This is a genomic window from Blautia sp. OM07-19 (assembly GCF_003481595.1).
GTDB classification, from domain to species: domain Bacteria; phylum Bacillota; class Clostridia; order Lachnospirales; family Lachnospiraceae; genus Blautia_A; species Blautia_A intestinihominis.
In genome coordinates this window covers 90,449-116,833 of sequence record NZ_QULA01000007.1, presented here as the reverse complement: position 1 = coordinate 116,833, position 26,385 = coordinate 90,449, and the positions used below count along the sequence as shown (strand labels likewise).

At 46.6% G+C, this 26,385-nt stretch carries 23 protein-coding genes and 1 riboswitch; of the genes, 2 read left to right on the top strand and 21 right to left on the bottom strand.

The genetic code is table 11. The features are described 5' to 3' along the window. Positions 1 to 150: 150 nt before the first annotated feature. The 21 genes from murD to DXC01_RS07225 form a co-directional block, all read right to left on the bottom strand. Complete coding sequence (gene murD / locus DXC01_RS07325) at positions 151 to 1,509, bottom strand: UDP-N-acetylmuramoyl-L-alanine--D-glutamate ligase (protein ID WP_118698627.1); 1,359 nt, start codon at positions 1,507 to 1,509, stop codon at positions 151 to 153. Between the two features lie 34 nt (positions 1,510 to 1,543). After that, positions 1,544 to 2,500 carry a phospho-N-acetylmuramoyl-pentapeptide-transferase gene (mraY, locus tag DXC01_RS07320; RefSeq protein ID WP_118698626.1) on the bottom strand — a complete coding sequence of 319 codons (957 nt, stop codon included), beginning with the start codon at positions 2,498 to 2,500 and terminating at the stop codon, positions 1,544 to 1,546. Positions 2,501 to 2,584: 84 nt separating this feature from the next. Next, a complete protein-coding gene (locus DXC01_RS07315; RefSeq protein WP_022215336.1) occupies positions 2,585 to 4,324 on the bottom strand; it encodes a peptidoglycan D,D-transpeptidase FtsI family protein in 1,740 nt (579 codons plus the stop codon). Positions 4,325 to 4,389: 65 nt separating this feature from the next. Then, complete coding sequence (locus tag DXC01_RS07310) at positions 4,390 to 6,654, bottom strand: peptidoglycan D,D-transpeptidase FtsI family protein (protein WP_243111568.1); 2,265 nt, start codon at positions 6,652 to 6,654, stop codon at positions 4,390 to 4,392. 4 nt (positions 6,655 to 6,658) lie between these two features. Next, positions 6,659 to 7,222: a cell division protein FtsL gene (locus tag DXC01_RS07305; protein WP_022215338.1), complete on the bottom strand. Its 564-nt coding sequence runs from the start codon at positions 7,220 to 7,222 to the stop codon at positions 6,659 to 6,661. A 29-nt stretch (positions 7,223 to 7,251) separates the two neighbouring features. Next, positions 7,252 to 8,196: a 16S rRNA (cytosine(1402)-N(4))-methyltransferase RsmH gene (gene rsmH / locus DXC01_RS07300; RefSeq protein ID WP_022215339.1), complete on the bottom strand. Its 945-nt coding sequence runs from the start codon at positions 8,194 to 8,196 to the stop codon at positions 7,252 to 7,254. Between the two features lie 35 nt (positions 8,197 to 8,231). After that, the gene (gene mraZ, locus DXC01_RS07295) at positions 8,232 to 8,663 is read right to left on the bottom strand and encodes a division/cell wall cluster transcriptional repressor MraZ (protein ID WP_022215340.1); all 432 of its coding nucleotides are present in this window, start codon (positions 8,661 to 8,663) and stop codon (positions 8,232 to 8,234) included. Between the two features lie 254 nt (positions 8,664 to 8,917). Beyond that, the gene (locus tag DXC01_RS07290; RefSeq protein ID WP_022215341.1) at positions 8,918 to 10,003 is read right to left on the bottom strand and encodes a prolipoprotein diacylglyceryl transferase; all 1,086 of its coding nucleotides are present in this window, start codon (positions 10,001 to 10,003) and stop codon (positions 8,918 to 8,920) included. Positions 10,004 to 10,015: 12 nt separating this feature from the next. After that, entirely contained in the window at positions 10,016 to 11,113 is a 1,098-nt protein-coding gene (gene ychF / locus DXC01_RS07285; RefSeq protein ID WP_022215342.1) for a redox-regulated ATPase YchF, read from the bottom strand. Positions 11,114 to 11,195: 82 nt separating this feature from the next. Further along, positions 11,196 to 11,855 (bottom strand): thiamine diphosphokinase, encoded by a 660-nt coding sequence (locus DXC01_RS07280; RefSeq protein WP_022215343.1) that lies wholly within the window; start codon positions 11,853 to 11,855, stop codon positions 11,196 to 11,198. An 8-nt stretch (positions 11,856 to 11,863) separates the two neighbouring features. Beyond that, complete coding sequence (rpe, locus tag DXC01_RS07275) at positions 11,864 to 12,538, bottom strand: ribulose-phosphate 3-epimerase (RefSeq protein ID WP_118698625.1); 675 nt, start codon at positions 12,536 to 12,538, stop codon at positions 11,864 to 11,866. Beyond that, positions 12,539 to 13,417 carry a ribosome small subunit-dependent GTPase A gene (rsgA, locus tag DXC01_RS07270; RefSeq protein ID WP_118698624.1) on the bottom strand — a complete coding sequence of 293 codons (879 nt, stop codon included), beginning with the start codon at positions 13,415 to 13,417 and terminating at the stop codon, positions 12,539 to 12,541. A gap of 3 nt (positions 13,418 to 13,420) precedes the next feature. Next, positions 13,421 to 15,628, bottom strand: coding sequence for a Stk1 family PASTA domain-containing Ser/Thr kinase (gene pknB, locus DXC01_RS07265; protein WP_118698623.1), 2,208 nt, complete (start codon positions 15,626 to 15,628; stop codon positions 13,421 to 13,423). After that, entirely contained in the window at positions 15,622 to 16,368 is a 747-nt protein-coding gene (locus DXC01_RS07260) for a Stp1/IreP family PP2C-type Ser/Thr phosphatase (RefSeq protein WP_022215347.1), read from the bottom strand. Before DXC01_RS07260 ends, pknB begins: the two co-directional genes overlap by 7 nt. Position 16,369: 1 nt before the next feature. Then, a complete protein-coding gene (rlmN, locus tag DXC01_RS07255) occupies positions 16,370 to 17,410 on the bottom strand; it encodes a 23S rRNA (adenine(2503)-C(2))-methyltransferase RlmN (RefSeq protein ID WP_022215348.1) in 1,041 nt (346 codons plus the stop codon). 2 nt (positions 17,411 to 17,412) lie between these two features. Then, positions 17,413 to 18,765, bottom strand: a complete 1,353-nt coding sequence (gene rsmB, locus DXC01_RS07250) for a 16S rRNA (cytosine(967)-C(5))-methyltransferase RsmB (protein WP_022215349.1) — start codon at positions 18,763 to 18,765, stop codon at positions 17,413 to 17,415. Further along, on the bottom strand, positions 18,758 to 19,459 hold the full coding sequence (locus DXC01_RS07245; protein ID WP_022215350.1) for a zinc metallopeptidase: 702 nt from the start codon (positions 19,457 to 19,459) through the stop codon (positions 18,758 to 18,760). The genes rsmB and DXC01_RS07245 overlap by 8 nt, the downstream gene beginning before the upstream one ends. Positions 19,460 to 19,463: 4 nt before the next feature. Continuing rightward, positions 19,464 to 20,414, bottom strand: a complete 951-nt coding sequence (gene fmt, locus DXC01_RS07240; RefSeq protein ID WP_118252089.1) for a methionyl-tRNA formyltransferase — start codon at positions 20,412 to 20,414, stop codon at positions 19,464 to 19,466. 22 nt (positions 20,415 to 20,436) lie between these two features. Next, positions 20,437 to 20,928: a peptide deformylase gene (gene def, locus DXC01_RS07235; RefSeq protein WP_022215352.1), complete on the bottom strand. Its 492-nt coding sequence runs from the start codon at positions 20,926 to 20,928 to the stop codon at positions 20,437 to 20,439. A gap of 75 nt (positions 20,929 to 21,003) precedes the next feature. Next, positions 21,004 to 23,223 carry a replication restart helicase PriA gene (gene priA, locus DXC01_RS07230; protein WP_173906786.1) on the bottom strand — a complete coding sequence of 740 codons (2,220 nt, stop codon included), beginning with the start codon at positions 23,221 to 23,223 and terminating at the stop codon, positions 21,004 to 21,006. Continuing rightward, a complete protein-coding gene (locus tag DXC01_RS07225; RefSeq protein ID WP_022215354.1) occupies positions 23,220 to 24,692 on the bottom strand; it encodes a UDP-N-acetylmuramoyl-L-alanyl-D-glutamate--2,6-diaminopimelate ligase in 1,473 nt (490 codons plus the stop codon). The genes priA and DXC01_RS07225 overlap by 4 nt, the downstream gene beginning before the upstream one ends. A 158-nt stretch (positions 24,693 to 24,850) precedes the next feature. Next, a riboswitch (TPP riboswitch) is annotated at positions 24,851 to 24,958 on the top strand. A gap of 85 nt (positions 24,959 to 25,043) precedes the next feature. Here DXC01_RS07225 and thiW point away from each other — a divergent pair. Beyond that, positions 25,044 to 25,553 carry an energy coupling factor transporter S component ThiW gene (gene thiW / locus DXC01_RS07220; protein ID WP_022215355.1) on the top strand — a complete coding sequence of 170 codons (510 nt, stop codon included), beginning with the start codon at positions 25,044 to 25,046 and terminating at the stop codon, positions 25,551 to 25,553. 3 nt (positions 25,554 to 25,556) lie between these two features. Then, positions 25,557 to 26,363: a hydroxyethylthiazole kinase gene (locus tag DXC01_RS07215; protein ID WP_118698622.1), complete on the top strand. Its 807-nt coding sequence runs from the start codon at positions 25,557 to 25,559 to the stop codon at positions 26,361 to 26,363. Positions 26,364 to 26,385: the final 22 nt, after the last annotated feature.

The following is a 26,385-nucleotide window of genomic DNA, read 5'->3' as shown; positions in this document are numbered from 1 at the left end:
TACTTTTATTATATGTCAAAAACTTTTTTCTGTGATTCTCTGTTCTGTCCATAAAATCCACACAATACAAAAGCCAGATCTGAACTTTTTGTTCAAATCTGACTTTCCTGTTTCTTCTATATTATATAGTGTTGTGAAAAATCCCAAAAATCAAAGAGTCTTTACGTATTCTTTGAACATATCTCCTCGCTGCTCATAATTGTCAAACTGTCCCCAGCTTGCACATGCAGGTGAAAGAAGGACTGCATCTCCTGCTTCCGCTTTCTGTGCACAGAACTCTACTGCTTCCTTGAGGTCCTCGCAGAGAACAATGTTCGGGCATACGCCAAGACGCTCTGCCGCTTCTTTGATCTTCTCTCTTGTCTGTCCGATCAGTACAAGATAACGCACTTTGCCGTCAAAAGCATTCAGCCATTCATCGTAGCTGGAGCCTTTGTCATAACCGCCGCCGATCAGAAGGGTCGGACGGTTCATCGCCTGGATGCCCTTGATCGCAGCATCCGGGTTGGTTCCCTTGGAATCGTTGTAATAAGCGACACCATTTTTCTCTGTGACATATTCAATTCTGTGTTCTACTGCTGTAAACTCACAGATGCTCTTACGGATACTCTCTACAGACACGCCTGCATAGTATGCCATTGCAACTGCTGCCATCACATTCTCAAAGTTATGCTGTCCCAGAAGTTTCAGTTCTCCTGTATGTACGAACGGAATCTCCGCTTCTGCGGTCTTGAGTACGATCAGATCTCCGTCCAGATAAATTCCCTCGTCAAGTTTCCTTACGCTTGAGAAATAAACAGTCTTCGGAACGATATGCTGGCCAAATTCGCGAAGTACCGGATCCTCATAATTCAGGACACAGTAGTTCTCTGGTTTCTGGTTTTTGACGATAAGTTCCTTGACGCGGATATATTCCTCCATTGTATGGTGACGGTTCAGATGGTCCTCTGTGATGTTGAGGATCGCACTGACCTGTGGTGCAAATTCTTCGATCGTCTCCAGCTGGAAACTGCTGATCTCCGCTACTGTTGTGGAATTCTCTTTCATTTCCAGTGCTTTGGAAGTGTATGGAGTTCCAATGTTTCCCACTACAAAGACAGAGTCCTCTGCATCACTCATGATCTTGCCAAGAAGGGCTGTTGTGGTTGTTTTGCCATTTGTTCCGGTGATTGCGAGTACCCTTCCCTTGCCGGTACGGTAAGCCAGTTCTACTTCTCCCCATACCGGAAGTCCCATCTCATAAAATTTCTTCACGATCGGAATATCTGTCGGTACTCCCGGGCTCAGTATAACCAGATCAAGACTTTCCAGAACTTCCTTAGGAAGCTCACCGGCATAAACAGAGGCATCCTCTGCGTGAGATACTTTCGCCAGAACCGCATCCTTGTCTGTTTTTTCGTTTCCGTCAAAAAGGATCACATGAGCTCCTGTCTCTCCCAGAAGATCTGCAGCTCCGATGCCGCTTTTGCCTGTTCCAAAGACAAGTACTCTTTTTCCCTGTAAATTCATTTTTGTTTCCTCCTGCAAACTGTCGTTATGCGGATCACAGAGCGAGAAGTGCAATCAGACACATAACTGCTGTTATGATAGAAAATACGGCTACAACTCTTGTTTCTGACCATCCACATAATTCAAAATGATGGTGGATCGGTGCCATCTTAAAAATACGTTTTCCATGTGTTTTCTTGAAGTAAGTTACCTGGATGATAACGGACAGTACCTCTACCAGATAGATCAGTCCTACCAGAAGGATAAACAATGGCATCTGCATCATGTATGCAGCTCCTGCAACAAATCCTCCGAGTGCCAGAGATCCTGTATCTCCCATGAACACCTTCGCCGGATATACATTGAACAGTAAAAATCCCATCAGTCCACCCACAACTGCACAGGTGATCGGCTCAATTCCACTCTTTGTTCCGATAGAAACAACAGTAAAGAATACTGCAACGATCAGTGTCACGCTGGATGCCAGTCCGTCCAGACCGTCGGTAAAGTTTACACCGTTTACCGTTCCAATCACGGCAAAGAAAAGTACCGGGATCGCCAGCCATCCGATATTCAGATAATGATCGGTCCAGAACGGAATACGCATTGACAGGTTTACGTCTGTATAGTTTACAAGGTAATAAGTAAACACTGCGGTTACGACCACCTGCAGAGAAAATTTCTGCCATGGAAGAAGACCGTCAGAACGTCTCAGAACTACCTTGAGGTAGTCATCCAGAAATCCGATGATACCAAATCCCAGTGTCAGAAACAGTACCGGGATCACCTTCGGGTAATCTTTTACGTAGAACAGGGATGTTACAACAGTAGCTATCAGAAAAATGATACCTCCCATGGTAGGGGTACCCGCTTTCTTCAGGTGCGACTGCACACCTTCCACACGTTCTGTCTGTCCCATCTTGAGTTTTCTCAGAAACGGGATGATGATCGGTCCCAAGATCACACTGATCACAAAGGAGATCAGTACAGGGATTACAACTTGATAATTCATCCTCACACCTCTTATCATTCTTTTGTTTTTTGTCATGTTTGATTATAAGGCTTTTTGGCGTATTTCGCAACCCTATGTTACGCTTCACTCTTCCTGATTCCTTCCATTTATCCCCATATATGGAAGAACGTTTTCAAAGATCGTCCGCACGACCGGCGCTGCGATCGTTCCGCCATAGTAAATGCCTTTGGGGTCGTGGATAATACACAGTGCCAGTACCTGGGGATTCTCAGCAGGTGCAAATCCAAGAAAAGAGGAGATATAACGGTTTGCACTTCTCGGAAGTGTCTGTGAAGTCGCTGTCTTTCCCCCGATCGTATAACCTTCGATCGCAGCATTTTTGCCAGATCCCTGCGAGACAACTTTTTCCAGAATATAACGGATTTTCTCGGAAGTTTCTTCCGAAAGGACCCCTGTCTTTACCGGATATTCCAGTTCCTGAATGACTTCTCCGTTTTCATCTTCCACCGCTACTCCAAAATGCGGCGTAATTCTTCTCCCACCGTTTATCAGGGAACTTACTGTCGTTGCAAGCTGGATCGGTGTGATCTGAAAAGACTGCCCGAACGAAACAGTTGCCAGTTCTACATTTCCCATATTTTTTGCCTGATGCATGATCGTACCTGCCTCTCCCGGAAGGTCAATACCCGTTTTTTCCAGAAGTCCAAATTTTCGGAAATATTTATAATATTTTTCCACGCCGAGCCGCAACCCTACTTCAATAAATACCGGATTACAGGAATTCTGCGCTCCTTCAACAAAATTCTGGGAGCCATGTCCTCTTCTGTTTGCACAGTGAATTCTCCTGTCATCTACCAGTTTGTAGCCCGGACAGTAAAAACGGTCTTCCATGCTCACAACTCCCTCTTCAAGTCCCGCCGCCATCGTTATGATCTTGAAAGTTGACCCCGGTTCATAAGTATCATTCAGACAGGGATTTCTCCACATCTGATTCAGAAGTTCCTGCTTCTTCTCAGAACTTAATCCTGAGGTATCCACTTCTGTATTCAGGGTAAACGGCTGGTTCAGGTCGAATTCCGGTACATTCACACAGGCATAGATTTCTCCATTCTGGGGATTCATAAGAAGAATGGACACTCTCTCCGCTTCTTTCTCTTCCATAACTTTCTTTGCCGCCTGCTGGACATATTCCTGAATGCTGATATCCAGGCTGGTACGAAGTGTGTTGCCTGCTTCTGGTTCTTCCCGGCTTTCTCCGATTCCATCCAGTTCGATTCCTCTGGCATCCGTCGTTGTGAGAATTTTTCCTGCTTCACCGCTCAAAATCTCTTCATATTGAACCTCAAGTCCGATGATCCCCTGGTTGTCTGCCCCTGTGAATCCCAGAACTTTGGAAGCAAGTGAGTGATATGGATAATATCTTTTGTAGTCTTCATCCACTTTCACACCGGAAAGTCCTGTCTTTCGGATCTCATCTCCCACAGCTTTGTCGACATTTGTCTTTATTCTTTCTATAGAAGATACTTTTTCTACTTTTTTTCGGATGCTTTCTTCTGACAGTTCCAGTTTCTGCGACAACAAAGAAATGATTTTCTCCGGTTCTTTTATCTGGCTATGGATAACAGATACCGTACAGACCGTTTTATTCGAGGCAAGAACTTTTCCTCTGGCGTCCAGGATTTTTCCCCTTGCCGCCTTGATGGAACGTTCTCTCTCATGGAGATCCTGTGCTTTCTGGTAATAATAATCCGACCGAAACCCCATCAGATACACAAGCCGTCCTGCCAGCCCAAGCATCATTGCTGCACATAAAAGAAAAACGGTCCAGACTTTGCGTTTATGAAAAGTCCTGTTTTTTTTCATAAAAAAATCCCTCCGGAGGCTGTCATATCATTATATGTCCAGCCCCCGAAGGGAATCACTGCGCTTTAATCCAGTCCTGCTTCTTCGTTGGTAAGTCCTTCGCTCTCCATGTCGTTGTCCTGCATGGTATCTTCCTCATTGTCTTCCGGCGGTCCCGGAACATTCTCATCGGAAATTGCTTCCTTGAGAGTATTATCCGTCTGTTCAGAACTGCTCGCAATAGTAGTAGTTCCCAGATTCTGTGACTTCACATACTGTCCGTTCTTATCTGTAACATATTCTCCGTTGTCCTGAAGGAGATAACCACTCTCATCGATCCTGTTGCCATCCAAATCTACAAGGTTTCCATTTCCATCTGTGAGATTTCCACTTGCATCCACGCTGCTTCCGGATACGTCCACAAGATTTCCTTTGAATCCCTCCCAGAGTTCTGTCTTCGGAATAGTACCGTCCTCGGATTCATCCGGTGTAACATTCAGATACGGAAGAAGTTCTGACAGAATTCCCTGTGCAATGTACTGAGGATATTTACTGTCTGCCTGTTCCTCTGCATTCGGCTCATCGACAACTACATACAGAAGCACCTGCGGATCATCAACCGGTGCAAAAGTAATAAAAGAAACGATATACTTCTTGTTTCCTCGTGGAAGTTTCTCCGCTGTACCGGTCTTACCGCCTGAGCTGTATCCCTGCACCTTCGATGTACGGCTGGTACCTTCCTGTACACTGGCCTGCATGTAGGATCTGATATTTGCCGAAATATCAGAAGAGATTGTCTGCTTGAGAAGCACAGGGTCAATTGTTCTGACCGTTCCACCGCTGCTGTCCTTGATTGCAGTCACAAGATGCGGCTGATAATAATATCCACCATTGATAACAGAACACATCGCACTGATCTCCTGAAGCATCGTACAGGTAAATCCCTGTCCGAATGCAGAGCAGGCAAGCTCTGTCTCTCCCATGGTATCAGTTGTATGGATAACACCGGAACCCTCATTCGGAAGATCAATTCCTGTTCGTGAACCGAAATTAAACAGTGTCTGGGCCTTAAGGAAAGATTCTGTTCCCATTCGCGCTGCAATCTGCATCATGGCATCATTACAGGAGTTCGCTATAACTTCACGGAGCGTTTCTGTTCCATGTGCATCCGGCCACACCGCACATTTAATGTAGGTATCACCATTTGCGCCAAATGTCTCTCCACCGTCGCAGTTGAACGTATCGTTTACTGTGATCTTGCCTTTCTCAAGGGCTCCCGACATTACAATCGGCTTTACAACTGATCCCGGTTCAAATGCATCTGTTACACAGAAATTGCTCCACATGGCATTGAGAGCTTCTACTGTCTTCTTATCGCTCTTTTTTAGCTCGGCAATTTCTTCTTCAGAATATACCTGAGACATATCCCTCGGATTGTTCAGATCATATCTGTCACCGCCATCCATGGCAATGATCTCTCCCGTTGATGGTTTCATCGCAATTACACCGATGTTCTTGGCTCCCATGCTTGACTTGAAACCATTGACATATTTCTCTACGATCTGCTGTGCGCCTACATCCAGAGAAGTTTCGATACTTTCACCGGAAACAGGCTCCATGATCGTCTGTTCAGCATCTGAATCATTGTTGATATATCCGTATTTACGCCCATCTGTTCCCATCAGGGTACTGTTATAATATCCCTCCAGGCCGACATCGGCTGTTTCTCTTGAAAGCGTAAATCCAATCGTATCACAGGCAAGGGCATTAAAAGGATAAACTCTCAGATAATCCTCCTCAAACCAGATTCCCTGTACATTGGAACGCTCTTCCAGTTCTTTTTCTGAAAGGCCGCTGTCCTCACCTGGATCTGCATATTCCTCGAACGCCTTCTTTTCGTCCATGGTTACTTCTTTTTTGAGGACCTGGTACTGACTGGAGCTTGTAGCAGGATCCGTAAGTCTCTTGCGGATATCATCCTCGTCAAGTCCCAGAACTTCTACCAGTGCATTCACGGTTGCATCTACGTAATCATGATCCTCATCATTGACTTCTTTGCAGTCCATGATCACTGTATAAACCTTCTGGCTTGTGGCAAGGATATTTCCGTTTCGATCGTAAATATCGCCTCTCTTTGCCGGAAGCACACTGCTCTGATATGTCTGCTGTGCCTGCAGAAGCACCCGCTTTTTGTACTTGGTTCCGCTGGTGGCATTAATATAGGTAACTCTGCCTAACAAACAAACTAAAGCTAGTATTACTACTGCAAATAGTCCTACTAGCTTCAATTCCATCGTATGATAAATTTTTCTTTGAGGTTTTCTGGTTTTCCTCGGTCTGGTATTGCTCAAATTCTCACCTCTTGCTTTCAGGAACATCCTGATACTGTCTCACATAACTGCTGCTTGGTACACTGTAGGTTCTTTTCTGCGTGTCAGAAGGATAAGTCATTCCCAAACGCCCAATGGCAATCTTCTTAATCTGGTTCAGATCTGTCTCTGAAGTCACCTGACTCTCATAAGCATCGTTTTCTTCCTTGAGCTGTGACCATTCTGTTTCGAGACTTGCAACATTCTTAATCTTGCCTGTCAGTTCAGCCTTAAGCTGAAGATAATTGACACAGCAGAACAGTACTGCCACACTCATGACTGCCAGAAATGCAACAAATCCGCGCCCCATACTCATCGCAGCCCTCTCTCTGGTACGCTGACGCTGTGGATTTACCTTTGGCTTGCCAGCTGACACTGTCCGTGTCTCAATTCTGTTATTTCCCTGAGAAGGCTTACGGGAAGCCGCCGATCTGCGTGCCGGTACTTCCTGCAGTCTCCTCACTGTATTTCCATCTACATACATTCCTCGGGCATTTCTTGCATTTACCTTGCTTTTTCGGTTTGTAACTGCCCTGTTTGTCCTCTCCATTTGCGCCTGTTCAACTCCCTGTATTGGTTTCAGTCTGAAAATCTTCGCTCAAAAATCCTTAGTTTTGCACTTTTTGATCTGGGGTTTTCTTCCTGCTCGGCTGTACCTGGAAGAATCGGCTTTCTGGTGATAACTTTTCCTTTGGATTTTTTGCCGCATACACATACCGGGAAATCGGACGGACATGTACATGGATTTTCATTTTTGCGGAAGATCGTCTTGACAATACGATCCTCCAGAGAATGGAATGTGATAATACAGATTCTGCCTCCGTCATCGAGAAGGTCGATCATTCCATCCAGTGACTCCCGCAGAACATCCAGTTCTCTGTTCAGTTCGATCCGGATTGCCTGAAAAGTCCGCTTCGCCGGATGTCCTCCGGTTGCCTGAATCTTCATCGGGATAGACTGGCGAATGATCTCGGTCAGTTCTCCGGTCGTGCGGAGCGGTGCCTGCTGTCTGGCAGCCACAATGTGTTTCGCTATATTCTTTGCAAATTTATCTTCACCGTAATCACGAATGATACGGTACAATTCTCTCTCTTCGTAACCATTGACAATATCAGCGGCGGTACGGCTCTGTCTCTGATCCATTCTCATATCCAGAGGTGCATCTACCCTGTAGGTAAAGCCCCGTTCCTCATTATCCAGCTGATAAGATGAAACTCCCAGGTCAAGAACAATTCCATTGACTTTCTGAATTCCCAGGTTATGCACTTCATTAGCCATGTAACAATAATTGCTGCGAATGATCGTCACTCTGTCCTCATAGGCAGCCAGCCTTTCACTCGCAGCAACTATTGCATCTTGGTCCTGATCTATGCCAATAAATCTCCCCTTGGCAGAAAGTCTGCGGCATACTTCACTTGCATGCCCTGCTCCTCCCAGCGTTCCATCCACGTAGATTCCTTCTGGCTTAATATTCAAGCCGTCAATGGTTTCTTCCAGTAATACAGATTTGTGTTTAAATTCCATATCCGTCTCCTGTTGGATTTCTTTCCGGCGAATGCTCAAATGATGATACCCATATCCTGCATACTTTCTGCAATACTATCCATATCATCATAATTGCAGTTCTCGCTCCACTTTTCTTTGCTCCAGATCTCGATCCGGTCCAGGTTTCCTGTGAGTACCACTTCTTTCTCCAGACCGGCAAACTCCCTCAGTGTCTGAGGTACAAGAATTCTCCCCTGCCTGTCCAGTTCACAGTTTGTGGCACCTGCTACAAAGAAACGTGTGAAGGTTCGCGCATTTTTATTTGTAAGTGGTAAGGCTCTGAGTTTTGTTTCAAATGCTTCCCATGCATCCATAGGGTAAATTGAAAGACAACCATCCAAACCTTTTGTCAGGATGAACTCTTCTCCCAGGAGTTCTCTGAACCTGGCGGGAATAATCAGGCGCCCCTTCGCGTCTATTATATGATTGTATTCTCCCATGAACATAAAACTCACCTGCTCTCAAAATACACGATTCTCCCCTTCGTGCATTTCAGGTGGAGCTGTCAGGTCTGCCACATTCCCTCCATTCCCCACCACTATTCACCACTTTCTACCACTTATGAAATTATTCTAACCCATTTACTGTTAAATTACAAGTGGGAATCTGAGTTTTTTTGGTGCAGATAAGGCTCTTTTCTGCCCTGAAAAAAGGGAAGATTTTCCCACTTCCCGTAGAAAAATCTTCCCTTTAAATTCTGTTATTTTATCTCGTCTTCTGTTTGTCCGGAATCTGAAATCGGTTTCGGTAATTCGTCTGATTTTTCTGTAATATCTGGCTCTGTTTCAGACGTTGACTCTCCTGTTTCTGAAAAAATCCCCCGAAATTCATCACTGACATCCTCAAAACTCTGCATATTCTGATAACCGCGTGACGACTTTTCTTCGGATGCATACCGTTCCTCCATCCTGCGTTTCTGAAACTTCTCACGTTTCTTTGAAAGAATACGGCGAACTGTTGCAACAATACTGAAAATCACAAAAATGCCAAGTAAAATCGGAATAAGAACAGGGAGATGCGTACCTGGGATATATGGTCTGCCCGACCGAAGCCATTCAATTCCCGCATTTCCCAGAGCATACCCTGCCAGATATCTCATGAAAATCTCACCCTGAAATTTCTTGCGCTTCGTATAGGCAAGAAGAATAACCAGAAGAAGCAGACACCACAGGCTCTCATAAAACCAGAGAGGATGTACCTGAACCCAGGAAACATCTCCGGCTTTGACCAGATGTTTCTGCATCTCTGATGTCAGTTCCATGCTCCCGACTGTCTCTACCGGAATCTGCATCGCAAAAATGCTGTCCGTAGATGTTCCGATAAATTCTCTGCTGAAAAAATTCCCCCAGGTTCCGATCATCTGACTGGATACCAGGCCGATACTGAGCGTATCTGCCATCCTTCCAAATGACAGTTTCCTGATTTTGCAGAAAACAGCCAGAGCAATCACCCCGCCTGCAAATCCGCCATAAAAGGATAATCCACCTGTACGCAGATCCCAGAGAGCACGTGTCGGTTCATCTGCAAAAAGTTTCCAGTTCAGTGCTATATAGCATGCTCTGGCACAGATTACGCCGAACACTACTCCTGGAATCAGTGCTTCCAGATAAAGATTCTGATCCTGATTCTGTCGTTTTGCCTGTAATACAACGACAGTAAGTCCAAGAAGCATTCCTGCCATCACAAGGATTCCATATATCGTGAGCTCAAATCCAAAAACCGAAACAGTTTTACCCACATATCCAAGGTCAATGCCCAGATGTGGAAAACGAATCGACATATTCATAAAACACCTTCATTATACGTTAAATCTGAACAGAATTACATCTCCATCCTGAACAATATATTCTTTTCCTTCCATGCGGACAAGTCCCTTTTCTCTTGCACCTGCATAAGAACCGCAGTCGAGAAGATCTTTGTAATTAACAACCTCTGCCTTGATAAATCCACGCTCAAAGTCTGTGTGGATCTTACCTGCTGCCTGTGGAGCCTTGGTTCCGATCTTGATCGTCCATGCACGTGTCTCATCCTCTCCTGATGTAAGGAAACTCATAAGTCCCAGGAGGCTGTAACTTGCTCTTACCAGTTTCTCAAGACCAGATTCCTTAAGTCCCAGATCCTCGAGGAACATTTTTTTCTCATCGTCATCGAGCTCGGAGATTTCTTCTTCGATCTCTGCACAGATCACGAATACTTCGCTCTTCTGCTCGGCTGCATATTTACGTACAGCCTGTACATGCTCGTTAGATGCTCCATCATCCGCAAGATCATCCTCACTTACGTTTGCAGCGTAGATCACCGGTTTCCAGGTGAGGAGATTATAAGTTCCCATCCATGCTTCCTCATCCTCAGATTCCAGTTCCATTGTGATTGCCATCTGTCCATCCTCAAGATGTGCTTTGACTTTCTGGAGGAAATCAAGTTCTTTGGCAGCTTCTTTGTCCATACGTGCTGTCTTGGTGACTTTGGCAATTCTTCTCTCAAGGATCTCGATATCAGAGAAGATCAGCTCAAGGTTGATGGTCTCGATATCTCTGAGCGGATCGATGCTTCCATCTACGTGGATGACGTTCGGATCCTCAAAGCAGCGTACTACGTGAACGATCGCATCTACTTCACGGATGTTTGCAAGGAACTGGTTTCCAAGTCCCTCACCTTTGGATGCGCCCTTTACAAGACCTGCGATATCAACGAATTCAATGACTGCCGGAGTTACTTTCTTGGAGTGATAAAAATCTCCCAGAAGTTTCAGTCTCTCATCCGGTACAGTAACAACGCCCACATTCGGGTCGATGGTACAGAAAGGATAGTTTGCTGATTCTGCACCTGCTTTTGTCAGTGAGTTAAATAATGTACTCTTACCTACGTTCGGTAATCCAACGATACCAAGTTTCATTGCTCTATTTCTCCATTCCGTTATTTATTTGATTGTATTTTTCTGCTTAATTTTAGCACACGTGTCATAAAAAGTCTATCATTTAGTCTCTTGACATGATCATGAGAAGTTTTCCTGTTTCAAAGGTGACTTCTGCTTCAGGATCTGAGATCTCATTGCTGACAGTCAGACCGCTGTCCTCAACTTTGAGAGTATAGCTGTTCAGAGGATATTTGAAGCCTTTCAGAGTTAGTCCTGTAACCTCTCCTTCGATCGGGAAGAAAGAGACATATTTCCCGAACTGCTCTTCTTTCTTAAGGATCATTCCGCTCTCGATCAGACTCATATAGTTGTATGCGTCAACAAGAACGATCTGTACCTGTTTTATTTTTCCAAGCATCAGAAGACCGAAATTTGCCATCAGATGATCGATGCGGTTTCCTGTCGCCCCCAGGATCATAATACGTTCTGTTCCCTGTTCGATCGCATAATTTGCTGCTGACTGTGTGTCGGAATCGTCCTTCTCTGGCTTCAGTCTGCGAATTTCCGTATGTTTGAGAGTTTCCATATATTTCGCGCCCTCCGCAGAAAGACTGTCAAAGTCTCCCACTGCCACATCCGGTTCCAGATCTGTTCCCATAAAGAATTCCACGCCACGGTCTGCTGCGATCAGACAGGTATTCTCTGTTTTGTTTTTTTTCAAAAAATCGAGGGCAAAATCTTTATGGATATTGCCCCCGCTTACGATGATCGTATCTTTCATATTATGCCTCAATTTAACTTTTCGCTGATATCCTGCATCTTCTGCTGGATTCTCTGTACATTTGATTCAAGATCACCATTAAACACGTAAGAACCTGCAACAAGAAGGTTTGCACCTGCACGCATTGCGGTTTCCATAGTAGAATCATTGATTCCTCCATCTACCTGAATGTCTACATTCAGTTCTTCTCTGTCTATGATCTCTTTGAGTTCCTGAACCTTTTCTGTACATTCCGGAATATACTTCTGTCCGCCAAATCCAGGCTGAACCGTCATGACAAGTACCATATCCACATCTTCCAGGAGATGGCTGATGTCATTGACCGGGGTCGCCGGTTTGATGGAAATACCAACTTTGACACCTGCATCACGAATCAGTTCGATCGCACGTTCCAGATCCTCGCACGCCTCTGCATGAATGGTAATAGAATCCGCGCCGCAGTCTACAAAATCCTGAATATAACGTTCCGGTGCGCTTACCATAAGGTGTACATCAAAAAACATCTTTGATTCTTTGCGGATAGAGCGGATCACCGGCATTCCAAAAGAAATACTCGGTACAAAATCTCCGTCCATAACATCAATATGAAGCCATTTCACTCCCTGTTTCTCCAATGTCTGAATCTGTTCGCCCAGACGGTTAAAATCCGCTGATAAAATAGACGGGCACAACTGATATTCCATTTAATATCTCCTTTTCTCTTTCAATTCTTCATATAAATTAAGATAATCTTCGTACCGGATCCTGCTGATCTCGCCCTGTTCAAGAGCTTCCTTTACTCTGCATCCCGGTTCGTGGATATGACGACAGCCCTGAAAACGGCACTGGTCATCATACTTGCGAAACTCCGGAAAATAGTCCTTGAGTTCCTGTTCTTCCATATCCATAAGATACAGGGAAGAAAATCCCGGCGTATCCATAAGAAATGTATTCTCTCCTACCGGGATAACCTGCGAATGTCTGGTCGTATGCTTTCCTCGTTTGAGTTTTCGGCTGATCTCACCTGTCTCCATCTGAACTTCTGCCTGGAGAAGATTCGTCAGAGATGACTTGCCAACGCCGGAAGGTCCTGCCACGACCGTTGTTTTACCTTTGAGGATTCTGTGAATCTCGTCAATACCCTCCTCCTCCAGTGCGCTGGTGAGAAGAACCTGATATCCACAGCTTTGGTAGGTCTGATAAAGCTCCTGTGTTTCCTTTTCTGTTGCAAGATCTTTTTTGTTAAAGCATATGATTGCCGGAATGTCTGCCTGTTCCATCATGATCAGGAAACGGTCCAGCAGCATGAAATTCGGCTTTGGATTGTCCATTGCAAAAATCACAAATGCCTGATCCACATTGGCAACTGCCGGGCGGATCAGGGAATTTTTGCGGGGGAGGATCCTGGTCAGGTTCCCCTCCCGTTCCTGTTCATTCAATACTGTAATCTCTACATTATCACCAACCAGTGGTTTCTGATTATCCTTTCGGAAAATACCCTTGGCTTTACATTCATAAAGCACTTCGTTCTCTCCGTAAACATAATAAAACCCGGCAATTCCTTTGATAATTTTACCCTGCATGAATTACTCTGCTTTCTTGAAAGTCAGTGGATAAGAACCAAGCTGCTGGAAGTTTCCGTCAATCAGCTCTGATACATACAATGTTCCTTCGCTGACTCCTGACGCACCTGTAATATCCAACGTATACGGGAATGTAATCGCCTCTCCGTCAACCACTTTAGTAGAAGTTGTTTCTCCGTTTACTTCCTGGATCAGTTCCAGACGAATTGCACCACCCTGATATCCATTTGGAGTATTCAGTGTCTGCGTACATTTCCATACTTCGCCGTTTGCAGCAGCTGTGCTCTGCTGCGCCGTATCTGCTGTGGAAGCACTGTCTGTTGTTGTATCTGTTGTAGTTGTTGTATCTGCCGGAGCCTGATTGCCGCTGCTTACTACGATAGAGATCGTTTCATCCGGATTGCCGTATGCGGTGTCCCCATCCTCTGAAGTTGCAGATGGATCCTGTGAGATGACCTGTCCTGCCGGCACTTCACTGCTCTGCTGTTCTGTAATCTGAATGTCTGCCCATTTACCAAGTGTAGTGATCGCTTCATTCTTAGTCATTCCTACTACATACGGAATCTGTGCAGTATCACCATAATCCAGACCACGGCTGACTGTCAGGGTTACTGATCCGCCTGCTGTCATGCTTGTGCCAGCTTCCGGTGATACGGCCATAACATATCCTGGTTCTGTAAGCGGCCATCCACTGTCATCTGCTTCACTGTATTCTTTCTGTACGGTTACAGTAAGTCCAAGATCTTCCAGCGTCTGCTGCGCATCTACTCCTGTCTGGCCGGAAACACCTGGTACTGTGATTTCCTGCTGACCTTTACTGATATAATATTTCAGAGTTGTATACTGTTCAACTTTGGTTCCTGCCGGAATATCCTGAGAAGAAATTCGTCCCTTTTCCTGCGTGGAGTTCTCTTCTCCCATCATCTGCTTGCCAAGCTTTTCTTCTTCCAGAAGAGTAGAAGCCTCTTCCTCTGTCTTGCCTACCAGAACCGGAACAGTAACCATTCCGTCTTCGTCTGCTGTATCTGCTGCCTGTTCTGTCTGCGGTGTGGTTTCTGCCCCATCACTTCCGATGATGCCGGCAGCCTTGCCGATCACAAAAATTGCCCCCACCAGGACAACTGCGCCTGCAAGAAGTGCAACGATAGTTACTGCTGAGTTCGGTCCCTTTTTCTTCTTTTTCCTGTCAGATTTCTTACCAGCCGGAGTTTCCTCATAGTCCTCGTCATCGCTGTCATAATCTGTATCATAAATTTCATCTTCCAGATCTTCTACATCTGATTTCTTTGAAGATGCACGTGGAGTATTCTTGATTTCTCCCAGTTCTTCGTCTGAAATCACCACTGTCTTGGCTTCATTGTCCACGGAAGATAATGTCACAAAATTTCCCTGAGGATCGATCAGTGAATGTTTCAGGTCTGCAATGACATCTTCCATTTTCTCGTAACGGCGGCCAACACTCTTCTGGGTACATTTCAGGATGATCTGCTCCAGACTGTATGGAAGATTCTCTGTGTACACACTCGGCGGTACCATCTCTTCCTGCAGATGCTTGATCGCAATAGCTACTGTAGTATCTCCGTCAAACGGAACCCTGCCTGTGACCATCTCATAAAGTGTGATACCAAGAGAATAGATGTCACTCTTCTCATCACTGTATCCGCCGCGCACCTGCTCCGGTGAGCTGTAGTGTACAGATCCCATCACATTGGAGCTGATCGTATTGGAAGATGCGGCTCTCGCGATTCCGAAATCTGTTACCTTTACTTTACCATCTGTAGAAATGATGATATTCTGCGGTTTGACATCACGGTGTACGATTCCATGGTTATGTGCTGCTTCCAGTCCCATAGATACCTGAATGGCAATACTGGTCGCTTCTTTGATGGAAAGTTTCCCCTTCTTGGCAATATATTCCTTAAGAGTGATTCCTTCGATCAGCTCCATGACGATGTAATATACACCGCCGTCATCTCCTACATCAAATACATTGACGATATTCGGATGTGTAAGGCCGGCTGCTGCCTGTGCCTCGCTGCGGAATTTGCGGATAAAAGTTGTATCCTCTCTGAATTCCGGTTTTAATACTTTGACCGCAACAAAGCGGTTGAGTTTATGATCCTTTGCTTTATAGACATCGGCCATTCCGCCGGTACCTATTTTTCCTAAAATTTCATAACGTTCTGCTATGATCGTTCCCGTCTTTAACATTTTTCCACCTCATTCGTGAATGGTTCTACCAGTACAACTGCAATATTATCCTTACCACCGTTCTGGTTGGCTTCTCTCAGAAGTCTCTCACCCTTCTGCGGCAGTTCCTCATTCTGGTTCAGTATAATTTCTTCGATTTTGCTGTCTTCTACCATATTGCTCAGACCATCGGAACACATAAGGATGGTACTGCCCGGTTCCATCTTCAGGTCAAAAAAGTCAATATCTACGGTTCTCTCTGCACCAAGTGCTCTTGTGATGATGTTTTTGTCCGGATGATTTCTCGCCTCTTCCCGCTTGATCTCTCCGAGTCTGACCATCTCTTCTACAAGTGAATGATCCCTCGTAACCTGGCGAATCTTTCCCTGGATGATATACAGGCGGCTGTCACCAACATTTGCCACATATAGATAATGGCCTACGACCGTAGCCACCACGATCGTCGTTCCCATCCCGCGCAGTGCTTCTTCTCTCCTGGCGCATTCAAGGATCTCTGTGTTGGCTTTCTCAATGGCATGACGAATCACCTTGATTGGGTTGAAATCTGCATCCTTTTGAATCTCTTCTACCAAAGTCTGAACGGCATGAGAGGAAGCGTAATCTCCCGCATTATGACCGCCCATTCCATCGGCAACAACGAACAAATTCTGGAGATTTCCTACAGGGGTTTCGGAAACGAACACATAGTCCTGGTTCATCTTCCGCTTCTGCCCTACATCCGTAGCTGAATATACCCTCATGTCACTTCTCACTTTCTGTTTTTTCCATGTAACGTTTTCTTAACTGACCACAGGCACCGTCAATATCGCTGCCCATTTCCCTTCTAATAGTACCATTTATTCCGTATTTTTCAAGATTTATTTTGAAATTCTCAACAGCCTGTCGGGTAGAACGCACGAAAGAACGCTCTCTGACCGGATTGACCGGGATAAGATTTACGTGACAGTTCAGTCCCTTAAGACGGCCTGCAAGCTCTTTTGCATTCTCTTTACTGTCATTTACGCCTGCTACAAGGCTGTACTCAAAGGTGATCCTTCTGCCTGTCTTGTCAAAATAATTCCGACAGGCTTCCAGAAGCTCATCGATCGAGTATTTATTGGCGATCGGCATAAGCTCGCGCCTTTTCTCATCGTTCGGCGCATGAAGAGATACAGCAAGCGTCATCTGAAGTTTCTCGTCTGCAAGCTTGTAGATCTGTGGAACAAGGCCGCAGGTAGATACTGTCAGGTTCCTCTGGCTGATGTGGATACCGCCTTCTTCCGTCAGGATATGTATGAAGCGAAGAAGGTTATCATAGTTGTCCATCGGCTCGCCGGTTCCCATCACAACCACATTGGATATACGCTCGCCAAGTGATGTCTGGATTCTGTAGATCTGATCCAGCATCTCTGACGGAAGCAGGTTTCTCGTAAGTCCGCCGATCGTGGAAGCACAGAATCTGCATCCCATACGGCACCCCGCCTGAGAAGAGATACAGACAGAGTTGCCGTGCTTGTATTTCATAAGAACACTCTCGATCATATTTCCATCAGACAGGCGGAACAGATATTTCCTGGTGCCGTCTATCTTGGATATCTGGACATCCAGTGTCTCCAGAACCGTGATCGGATACTGCTCCAGCTTCTGCCTGAGGCTCTTTGGAATGTTTTCCATTTCGTCGTAAGAAGTGACCAGATGCTCGTGCAGCCAGCTGTAGATCTGCTTTGCGCGGAAAGGTTTCTCTCCGAGTTCTGCCATAAGCCCCTTCAGTTCTTCGACGGTCATTGATTTTATGTCTGTCATTTTTATTTCCTTCTGAATTTTGCCATAAAGAATCCATCCGTTCCGTGAACGCCTGGAAGCAGCTGCAGGTAGCCGAGGCTGGTCGTTTCGGATTTGAGTTCATCCGGAACAAACTCATCAATGCTTTCCAGTTTGAATGGATGGTTGTTCATAAACCACATCATATTTTCTTCGTTTTCTTCTTTGGCGATCGTACAGGTACTGAAGATCAGAACGCCGCGCGGCTTCACATACTCTGCTGCCTTGTCCAGAATGTTTCTCTGGAGGATCACCAGTTCTTCCTCTTTCTGTGCAGTAGAACGATATTTGATCTCTGGTTTCTTACCGATCACACCGTAGCCGGAACATGGTACATCTGCAAGTACGATATCTGCCTTGCACTCAGATTCCACATCGAACACTGTCGCATCCTGCACATGTGCCTGTACATTGATGGAGTCGGTGCGGTGGATATTTTCCTGGATCAGTTCAACCTTATACCGGCTGACATCTCTTGCATCCACGGTTCCAAAGCCTTCCATCTTGTCTCCCAGATGAATGCTCTTACCGCCCGGTGCCGCACACATGTCGATGATATAATCACCTTTCTGCGGGTTTGCGATCTCGGAAACAAGCATGGAGCTTACATCCTGTGCCACGATCTTACCCTCGATAAATGCATCCAGTGCAAGAATGTGGTTATAATCAGAAATCCTGAATGCATACGGAAGATACGGCGCCGGTTCTACCTTTACACCCTGGTTTCGGAGGCTTTCGCAGGTCTCCTCTACAGAATTCAGATATGTACGGCAGCGTACAGTGATCGGTTTTTCTTCCAGAAAATCCGCCAGCATCTTCTCTGTGACTTCCTCGCCATAATCATTCAGCCAGCGCAGAACAAGTGGTTCCGGCATGGAATATCTGACAGAAAGATAACGGACCAGATTTACCTTTCTCGAAGGATATTCAAGTTCATCCATCTGTCTCGCTATCGTCCGGAGCACGCCGTTCACAAAAGGTTTCAGGTTGTAAAATCCCTTTCGCTGGGCAAGTTTCACAGCCTCATTGCAAACTGCGCTGTCCGGCACTCTGTCCATGAATTTCAGCTGATACACCGCGCTCCTGAGGATCTCACGGATCGGCGGTTTCATCTTGTCCACGGTGATCTTTGAAAAAGAATCTATTATATAGTCAATGAGGATCCTGTATTCCAGAGTCCCCTCACAGACTCTGGTAATAAAGGCTCTCTCCTGCTTCGGAAGGAACTGATATTTGGAAAGCGCATTGCGGATCGCAATATGGCTGTGTTCTCCTTCTTCATTGATCTGAAGGAGGATCTCCAATATCATTTCTCTTGTATTGATACCACTAGTCATCTCGTCTTCCTCCTGCCAGTATCACAAGTCTCAAAAGTTGTAAAATAGATGCCGCAAGTGCTGCAACATATGTCATGGCAGCTGCAGTCAGCACCTTGCGGGCTCCCTTTGTCTCATCTGCCCCAAGGATTCCTGTGCTCTGAAGCATCTTGAGTGCTCTTGCAGATGCATTGACCTCAACAGGAAGTGTCACAAGCTGAAACAGCACTGCCAGTGAAAACAGCACGATACCTGCTGTTACCAGCGGGCGGATGCCTGCAAAAAGTCCGATCAGAAACAGCGGCCAGGAAAGACTGCTTCCGATATTTGCTGCCGGAACGATCGCGCTCCGCATCTCCAGCGGTGCATAGTTGGTCGCATGCTGGATGGCATGACCACACTCATGTGCTGCAACTCCGACTGCTGCCAGAGAAGTCTGACCGTAAATATCCTGGGAGAGATTTACCGTCTTTGTCCGCGGATCATAATGATCTGTCAGGCTTCCAGCTACCGGTCTTACCTGTACATCTGTAATCCCGGCACTGTAAAGGATCCTTCTGGCTGCTTCTTCTCCGGTAAGTCCTGATGCGCTTCTTACTCTCTTATAACGGGCAAAGGTGCTTTTGAGCTTTGCAGATGCCGCGAGAGACAGAAGCATTCCGATGATCAGAAGAAGATACGTCCAATCAAATCCATAGTATCCATATCCGTACATATTATCACTCCTTATGATCTGTCAGCATGGTTTCCTCAGTTACCTGATAGCCGCGAAGGAAAGCATCTGTTTCCATACGCTTCTTTCCCTCAAGCTGTACTTCGCGAAGGACGAGAACATCTTCTCCACAGGCTACGTGGATTCCTGTTTTATCCACCGCTGTGATCGTTCCCGGTGTGGTTTTTCCACCATTTGCGCCCTTTTCTACTGTGGATTTCCATACTTTAAGTGTTTTTCCATTGAGGAAGGTGTAGGCGCTCGGCCACGGGTTCAGGCCGCGGACCAGTCTCTCAAGTTCTTCGGCACTCTTTGAAAAATCCATAAGTCCCATTTTCTTGGTGATCATCGCTGCATACGGGGTCGGGCTTTCCTCCGGCTGTTTCTCATAAGTAGCAGTTCCGTTCTCTATAGAAGGAAGTGTCTCCATCAGAAGATCAGCCCCTGCCTGTGCAAGTTTATCAAAAAGACTGCCGCCTGTTTCCTCTGTCTCGATTGGTACAACGATCTTGGAGATCATATCTCCGGTATCCAGACCGGTTCCCATTCTCATGATCGTCACGCCGGATTCTTTCTCTCCGTCAATGACTGCCTGCTGGATCGGTGCTGCACCTCTGTATTTCGGAAGCAGGGAAGCATGGATGTTGATACATCCATATTTCGGAAGATCCAGGATTGTCTTCGGGATGATCTGTCCAAAAGCTGCCACAACGATGATATCCGGTGCAAGTCCTGTAAGTGTCTCCACAAATTCCGGATCACGTACTTTGGCCGGCTGGTAAACCGGAATTTCATGTTTCATGGCTTCTTCTTTGACAGGAGTTGGCATAAGTGTCTTGCCTCTTCCCTTCGGTTTGTCCGGCTGTGTCACAACTGCCGTGACCTCATATCCGGCTTTTACCAGTGCGGCAAGCGGCGGCACTGCAAAATCCGGAGTTCCCATATAAACTATTTTCATAATATGCTCCTTTTTTCGTCTGTTATTCGAAATCCTCAAATTCCTCATCCTCGTCATAGCTGGTTCTGTGAAGTTCTCCTTCTACCAGGTCTGTGTACATCTTGCCATCGAGGTGGTCGATCTCATGGCAGAAAGCTCTTGCGAGAAGTTCTGTTCCTTCGTAGATCACTTCTTCCATGTCTTCGTTCATTGCCTTTACTTTGACATAGTTCGGACGGGTCACCTGTCCTGCCATGCCCGGAACGCTTAAGCATCCTTCGTCTCCTGTCTGTTCGCCGGAGGTTTCAAGAATCTCCGGATTGATCAGGACGATCGGACCATCCCCGATATCAATAACTACGATTCTCTTGAGGATTCCGACCTGCGGTGCTGCAAGTCCTACTCCCATCGCTTCATACATGGTATCAAGCATGTCATCTACTAAAGTTACGATCTTTGGTGTAACTTCCTTTACCGGTTTGCTTACCTTTCTCAGTACCGGATCTCCTTCTGTTCTGATTGTTCTGAGTGCCATTTCTTTCTTCCTTTCTTTTGTCCTTTATATATTAGTGTACTGTATCACTCACATTTCGCAGAATGACGCAGTACACTAGCTGTAATCAAACTGTATATATAATTTCCGGAAACCGGAATTTACTTCGATATATTTTTCTGCTTTATCCTTGATGTCCATCAGCACACGTTCTTCCTGATGTTTCAGGTAGATGACCTTGTGGTAGACATCGTTGATCTTCCCGACGGATGCATAGGCAGGACCGATCACGTGAAGGTGGTATTTTTCCCCGATCCGTTCTACGAATCGTCCGAGATAATCCATGCCCTGGCTCAAAAGTTCCTCATCTTCTCCCGCAGCAAGGATCGACAGCATATGTGCCGCCGGCGGATAATCCATCAGAAGACGGTAGCTCATCTCCTCGCGGTAAAAAGCTTCATAATCCTGGGTTGCCGCGGTCTGGATACTGTAATGTTCCGGATGGTATGTCTGGATCACTGCCTCTCCCGGCTTATTGCCCCGTCCAGACCTTCCAACTGCCTGAGTCAGAAGCTGAAATGTCCTCTCTGCACAGCGATAATCGGCCGCATTCAGAGAAAGGTCAGCCGCCACTGCACCAACCAGAGTCACATCCGGAAAGTCGTGTCCCTTGACGATCATCTGGGTTCCCACCAGGATATCCGCTTCATGGGCGGCAAAAGATGACAGGATCTGCTCATAACTTCCTTTATTTCTTGTAGTGTCGTAATCCATGCGGAGAACACGGGCTTTCGGAAAAGTCTTGTGAAGGACCTGTTCGATCTGCTGTGTTCCCGCTTTGAAACCGCCGATATAAGGCGAACCACAGGACGGACACTGCTCCACACGCGGTCTCTCATAGCCACAGTAGTGGCAGACCAGCTTTCCATTGTTATGTTCTGTCAGTGCGACATCGCAGTGTGGACACTTAAGAGCCTCCCCACAGGAACGGCAGGAAACAAAGCCCGCGTACCCGCGCCTGTTCAGGAACAGAATGGACTGCTCATTATTTCTCAGACGTTTCTCCAGGGAACCCTTCAGTTTACGGCTCAGGATCGAACGGTTCCCTGCTTTTAATTCTTCCCTGAGATCCACAACCGATACTTCCGGAAGCGGACGATCCTCAAAGCGGGCCGTCAGCTTCGTCAGCAGATATTCGCCGGAAACCGCCCTGCTGTATGCTTCCAGGGACGGCGTCGCTGAACCAAGGACCACATGTGCACCTTCCTGCGCTGCCCTCTGCACAGCCACCTCTCTCGCATGATAACGTGGACTGTTCTCACTCTTATAAGTCTGCTCATGTTCCTCATCAATTATGATAAGTCCCAGGTTGGAAAAAGGTGTAAAAAGAGCGGAACGCGGTCCCACCATGATCTGGATTTCTCCGCGCTTTGCTCTTCGAAACTGGTCATACCGCTCACCCATGGACAATCGTGAATTCAGGACCGAAACCTTCTCTCCAAACCATCCATAAAATCTGCGTACTGTCTGGTATGTCAGGGAAATCTCCGGGATTAGTACGATCACCTGTTTTCCCTGTGCTACTACCTGCTCGATCAGTTTCATATAAACCTGCGTCTTGCCGCTTCCGGTGACACCGTGGATCAATACCGGACGCGGAGTTTCCTTCTGCCATTCCTCCTGGATCTGGCAAAGGACTTCCTGCTGTGCCTCAGTAAGACTTGACAGTTTCTCCCTTGGGATCGAACCTTCCTCTATCGGAATGCGGTAAATTTCATCCTGCTGGATATGGACAAGTCCCTGCTCAACGAGAGGTGCGATCACTGCCGCAGTCATGCCCAGTTCTTTCGAAGCTCTGGTATAGTCAAGTTTCGGTTCCTCGCAGAGTGCCCGAAGAAGTCTCGCTCTCGCTTTACATCTGCCTTTTTCGAGATTTTGTGCAAGGGCAAGGGCTTCTTCTCTGTCAATATTGAGAAGAACATAGCGTTTTTCTTTGGATTTGACTTTTTCTCTTACTGGAAGGACCGTCTTGAGTGCCTGTGCCATCGTGGAACCATATCGTTCTTTCATCCATGCAGCAAGGGCGATCAGTTTTTCCTCTGTTGTTTCCTCGCTGCTGCAGATTTCCTTAAACGGTTTGATCTTTACCGGGGCCAGCTTGGGCTCCCGGGAAAGTCCGATCACATAACCTCTGCGCTCATGATTTCCATTTCCAAAAGGAATGGATACCACCATTCCTATATGGATCTGGCTTTCCAGTTCCTGCGGAACGCGGTACTGAAAACTCCGATCCAGTTTCTCATGGGAAATATCTACAATGATATCTGCATACATCATTGATCTTTTTCCTGATCCTCCTTCAGAATCTCTGCGATCAGAACTCTTTCATCCATAGGATACTTCTTTCCTTTGATCTCCTGGTAATCTTCATGTCCCTTTCCGGCAAGGACAATGATATCGCCCGGCTCTCCATGATGGATCGCATAGGCGATCGCTTCCTTACGGTCACAGATCTCTACGTATTTGCCGTTTGTTTTGGCAATTCCTGTCTTGATGTCGTCGATGATCGCCTGTGGCTCCTCGAATCTCGGGTTGTCTGAAGTAATGATAGTCAGATCTGCCATTCTTCCGGAAACCTCACCCATTTCATAACGACGGGATTTTGCACGGTTTCCTCCACAGCCGAACAGGCACACCAGTCTGTGCGGATGATATTCTCTCAGAGTTGTGAGAAGACTCTCCAGCGCCATCGCATTGTGTGCATAGTCGATCATCAGAGTAAACTCATCGGATACCTTGATCATCTCGATACGCCCTTTGACTCTCGCTACTTTGAGAGCTTTGATGATGTTTTCCTGGGAAACCTTGAAATGACGGCAGATGGCGATCGCAGTCAGGGAATTGTAAATGCTGAATTTACCTGGAATATCGATTTCTACCGGGAAGTCCATAAGACCTTTGACATGGTAGGAAATTCCCAGATATCCCTTGCCGCCGACCATATGTGCATCTTCTGCGCGAAGGTCTGCCTCCGGTGAAAATCCATAAGTCTCCAGATTGCAGGTATGGCCTTCGATAATCTTCTCAAAGTGCTCATCATCGCGGTTTACGATGCCGACTTTGCACTGGCGGAGAAGCATGGATTTGCAGGCAAGATAATGTGCGAAATCTCTGTGCTCGTTCGGTCCGATATGATCGGGTTCGATATTTGTAAAGATACCGTAGTCAAAAACAAAGCCCTGTGTTCTGTGAAGCATCAGTCCCTGTGAAGAAACTTCCATTACTACACAGTCACATCCTGCATCTACCATCTTGCGGAAATATTTCTGAACGACAAAAGATTCCGGAGTTGTGTTGGCTGCCGGGATCACCTCGTCACCGATGATCGCCTCGATGGTTCCGATCAAGCCGACTTTGTATCCGGCGTTTTCAAGGATGGATTTGACCATGTAGGTGGTTGTGGTCTTTCCTTTGGTTCCTGTGATTCCGATGGTCTTGAGCTGTTCTGCCGGATGTCCGAAATATGCGGCAGAAATGAACGCCATTGCATAGCGTGTATCTTCTACCTTGATCACAGTGACATCCTGCGGTGCTTCCACATCGTCCTGGACTACCAGTGTCTTTGCTCCTTTCGCAACTACATCCGGTACAAATTTATGTCCGTCCACAACTGCACCTTTGATACAGATGAACAGAGAATTCTCGATCACTTTGCGGGAATCATACTCTACAGTACTGACTTCCTGCTCCACGCTGCCCTGGCAGCAGGTATATTCCAATCTCTCTAATAATGATGAAACTTTCATATTTATTCTGATCCTCCTCACTTCGGGATATACTCCATTATAGGATATCACAGGTCGAAGTCTTTTTCAATGTCCGGTCTGTGTCCGTTTTTTATAAAAAGCGGTCCGAATTTTTTCTTGTCATATCCTGTAATGGGCTGTATAATAGTAGCGTAAAATATATGAAACAGGGGAGCTGGCTGAAGCTGGCTGAGAGGAAACTGACTGGTTTCGACCCATAACCTGATTTGGATAATGCCAACGTAGGGAAATACCGAAGATTTTTCAGGAGAATTTCCCCGCGGATTTCTCCTTTTTTTGCGCTAATTTTTCAGACCAGATGTTTCATAATTAACAAAGGAGGTCAAACCAATGTCAAAGAGCAATACACATGCCGCACAGAAGCTCGCCGTTGCCGGTGTACTGACAGCAGCAGCCGTAGTTGGAAGCTTCTTAAGTGTTCCGGTTGCCGGAAGCAAATGTGCTCCGGTACAGCATATGGTCAATGTATTCTCTGCCGTCCTTCTCGGACCGTGGTGGGGGATCGGCATTGCATTCTGTGCAAGCCTGATTCGAAATCTGCTCGGGATCGGAAGTTTTCTTGCTTTTCCGGGAAGCATGGTCGGAGCCCTGTGCTGTGGACTTATGTACCATTTCACCAGGAAATTAAGTCTCACCTGTGCTGCGGAAGCACTTGGAACCGGCGTTCTCGGCGGACTTGCCGCTTACCCGGTTGCACGTTTCGCCATGGGACTTGCCCCTGCCGGATTTACGGTATACATGATCCCGTTCTTTATCTCCACTCTGGCAGGCAGCATCCTCGCCTATGTGCTTCTCCGCATCTTCGAGAAAAGCCAGGTGCTTGACACAGTAATGAGGTAATTTATGGAAAGAAACGAAATTCTGGCTGCGATCCTTAGGAAACAACCAAAGATCCACTGTCTGACCAATCCGGTCACGATGAATGATGTTGCAAACATCCTTCTCGCTGCCGGCGGAAGTGCCGTGATGGCGCAGGATGAACAGGAGGCTGCTGAGATCACTACTTTCTGTCAGGGAACCCTTCTCAACACCGGTGTCCCTGATGAAGCCAAGATCCGGGCGTGCATCCTTGCCGGGAAACGTGCCAATCAGCTTGGTCATCCTGTTGTTCTCGATCCGGTCGGTGTGGGCGGAAGTTCTTTTCGCCGGAGAGAACTCCGGAAGCTTCTGGATCATGTGCATCCGGCTGTGGTCCGCTGCAATCAGGAAGAAGCGGCTGTACTCTGTTCTTTTCATTCGGAACAGGAAACACATTTTTCCCACGGCGGCGTGGAAAGCAGCCTGCATATGGATGCGCAGGACCTGACACAACTCGCGCGGACTGCTGCCAGACTTTATAACTGCACCTTTTTTATTACAGGAAAAACAGATGTCGTATCAGACGGCGAACAGACCATTTTGCTTAGTGGCGGCGATCCAAGGCTCTGCCGGATCACGGGCGGCGGCTGCATGCTCTCTGCCCTGTGTGCCCTGTTCTGTTGCAGCGAAGCATCTGCCTTCGAGGCAGCGTCCACGGCCGGTCAGCTCTGGAAGGAAATTTCAGAGGAAGCCGGAAGACATACAGATCAGAATAGCGGCGGCATCGCACAGTTCCACATGTCACTCATGGATATGACCGAGCAGAAAATATTTTTTTCCGCTCGTTTATAAAAAAATTATTTGCAACAGGAGG

What these genes read in the sequence shown, in the direction of transcription:
- DXC01_RS07215 (WP_118698622.1), top strand. Translation starts at nt 25,557, where the DNA reads ATGGAAAGAAACGAAATTCTGGCTGCGATCCTTAGGAAACAACCAAAG.
- def (WP_022215352.1), bottom strand. Translation starts at nt 20,928, where the DNA reads ATGGCACTCAGAACAATCAGAACAGAAGGAGATCCGGTACTGAGAAAG.
- DXC01_RS07260 (WP_022215347.1), bottom strand. Translation starts at nt 16,368, where the DNA reads ATGAGGGTATATTCAGCTACGGATGTAGGGCAGAAGCGGAAGATGAAC.
- priA (WP_173906786.1), bottom strand. Translation starts at nt 23,223, where the DNA reads ATGATGTATGCAGATATCATTGTAGATATTTCCCATGAGAAACTGGAT.
- ychF (WP_022215342.1), bottom strand. Translation starts at nt 11,113, where the DNA reads ATGAAACTTGGTATCGTTGGATTACCGAACGTAGGTAAGAGTACATTA.
- DXC01_RS07245 (WP_022215350.1), bottom strand. Translation starts at nt 19,459, where the DNA reads ATGTACGGATATGGATACTATGGATTTGATTGGACGTATCTTCTTCTG.
- DXC01_RS07280 (WP_022215343.1), bottom strand. Translation starts at nt 11,855, where the DNA reads ATGAAAGATACGATCATCGTAAGCGGGGGCAATATCCATAAAGATTTT.
- pknB (WP_118698623.1), bottom strand. Translation starts at nt 15,628, where the DNA reads ATGTTAAAGACGGGAACGATCATAGCAGAACGTTATGAAATTTTAGGA.
- DXC01_RS07290 (WP_022215341.1), bottom strand. Translation starts at nt 10,003, where the DNA reads ATGAATATGTCGATTCGTTTTCCACATCTGGGCATTGACCTTGGATAT.
- thiW (WP_022215355.1), top strand. Translation starts at nt 25,044, where the DNA reads ATGTCAAAGAGCAATACACATGCCGCACAGAAGCTCGCCGTTGCCGGT.
- DXC01_RS07305 (WP_022215338.1), bottom strand. Translation starts at nt 7,222, where the DNA reads ATGGAGAGGACAAACAGGGCAGTTACAAACCGAAAAAGCAAGGTAAAT.
- rsmB (WP_022215349.1), bottom strand. Translation starts at nt 18,765, where the DNA reads ATGACTAGTGGTATCAATACAAGAGAAATGATATTGGAGATCCTCCTT.
- mraZ (WP_022215340.1), bottom strand. Translation starts at nt 8,663, where the DNA reads ATGTTCATGGGAGAATACAATCATATAATAGACGCGAAGGGGCGCCTG.
- rsgA (WP_118698624.1), bottom strand. Translation starts at nt 13,417, where the DNA reads ATGCAGGGTAAAATTATCAAAGGAATTGCCGGGTTTTATTATGTTTAC.
- rpe (WP_118698625.1), bottom strand. Translation starts at nt 12,538, where the DNA reads ATGGAATATCAGTTGTGCCCGTCTATTTTATCAGCGGATTTTAACCGT.
- fmt (WP_118252089.1), bottom strand. Translation starts at nt 20,414, where the DNA reads ATGAAAATAGTTTATATGGGAACTCCGGATTTTGCAGTGCCGCCGCTT.
- murD (WP_118698627.1), bottom strand. Translation starts at nt 1,509, where the DNA reads ATGAATTTACAGGGAAAAAGAGTACTTGTCTTTGGAACAGGCAAAAGC.
- rsmH (WP_022215339.1), bottom strand. Translation starts at nt 8,196, where the DNA reads ATGGAATTTAAACACAAATCTGTATTACTGGAAGAAACCATTGACGGC.
- DXC01_RS07315 (WP_022215336.1), bottom strand. Translation starts at nt 4,324, where the DNA reads ATGAAAAAAAACAGGACTTTTCATAAACGCAAAGTCTGGACCGTTTTT.
- rlmN (WP_022215348.1), bottom strand. Translation starts at nt 17,410, where the DNA reads ATGACAGACATAAAATCAATGACCGTCGAAGAACTGAAGGGGCTTATG.
- mraY (WP_118698626.1), bottom strand. Translation starts at nt 2,500, where the DNA reads ATGAATTATCAAGTTGTAATCCCTGTACTGATCTCCTTTGTGATCAGT.
- DXC01_RS07225 (WP_022215354.1), bottom strand. Translation starts at nt 24,692, where the DNA reads ATGAAAGTTTCATCATTATTAGAGAGATTGGAATATACCTGCTGCCAG.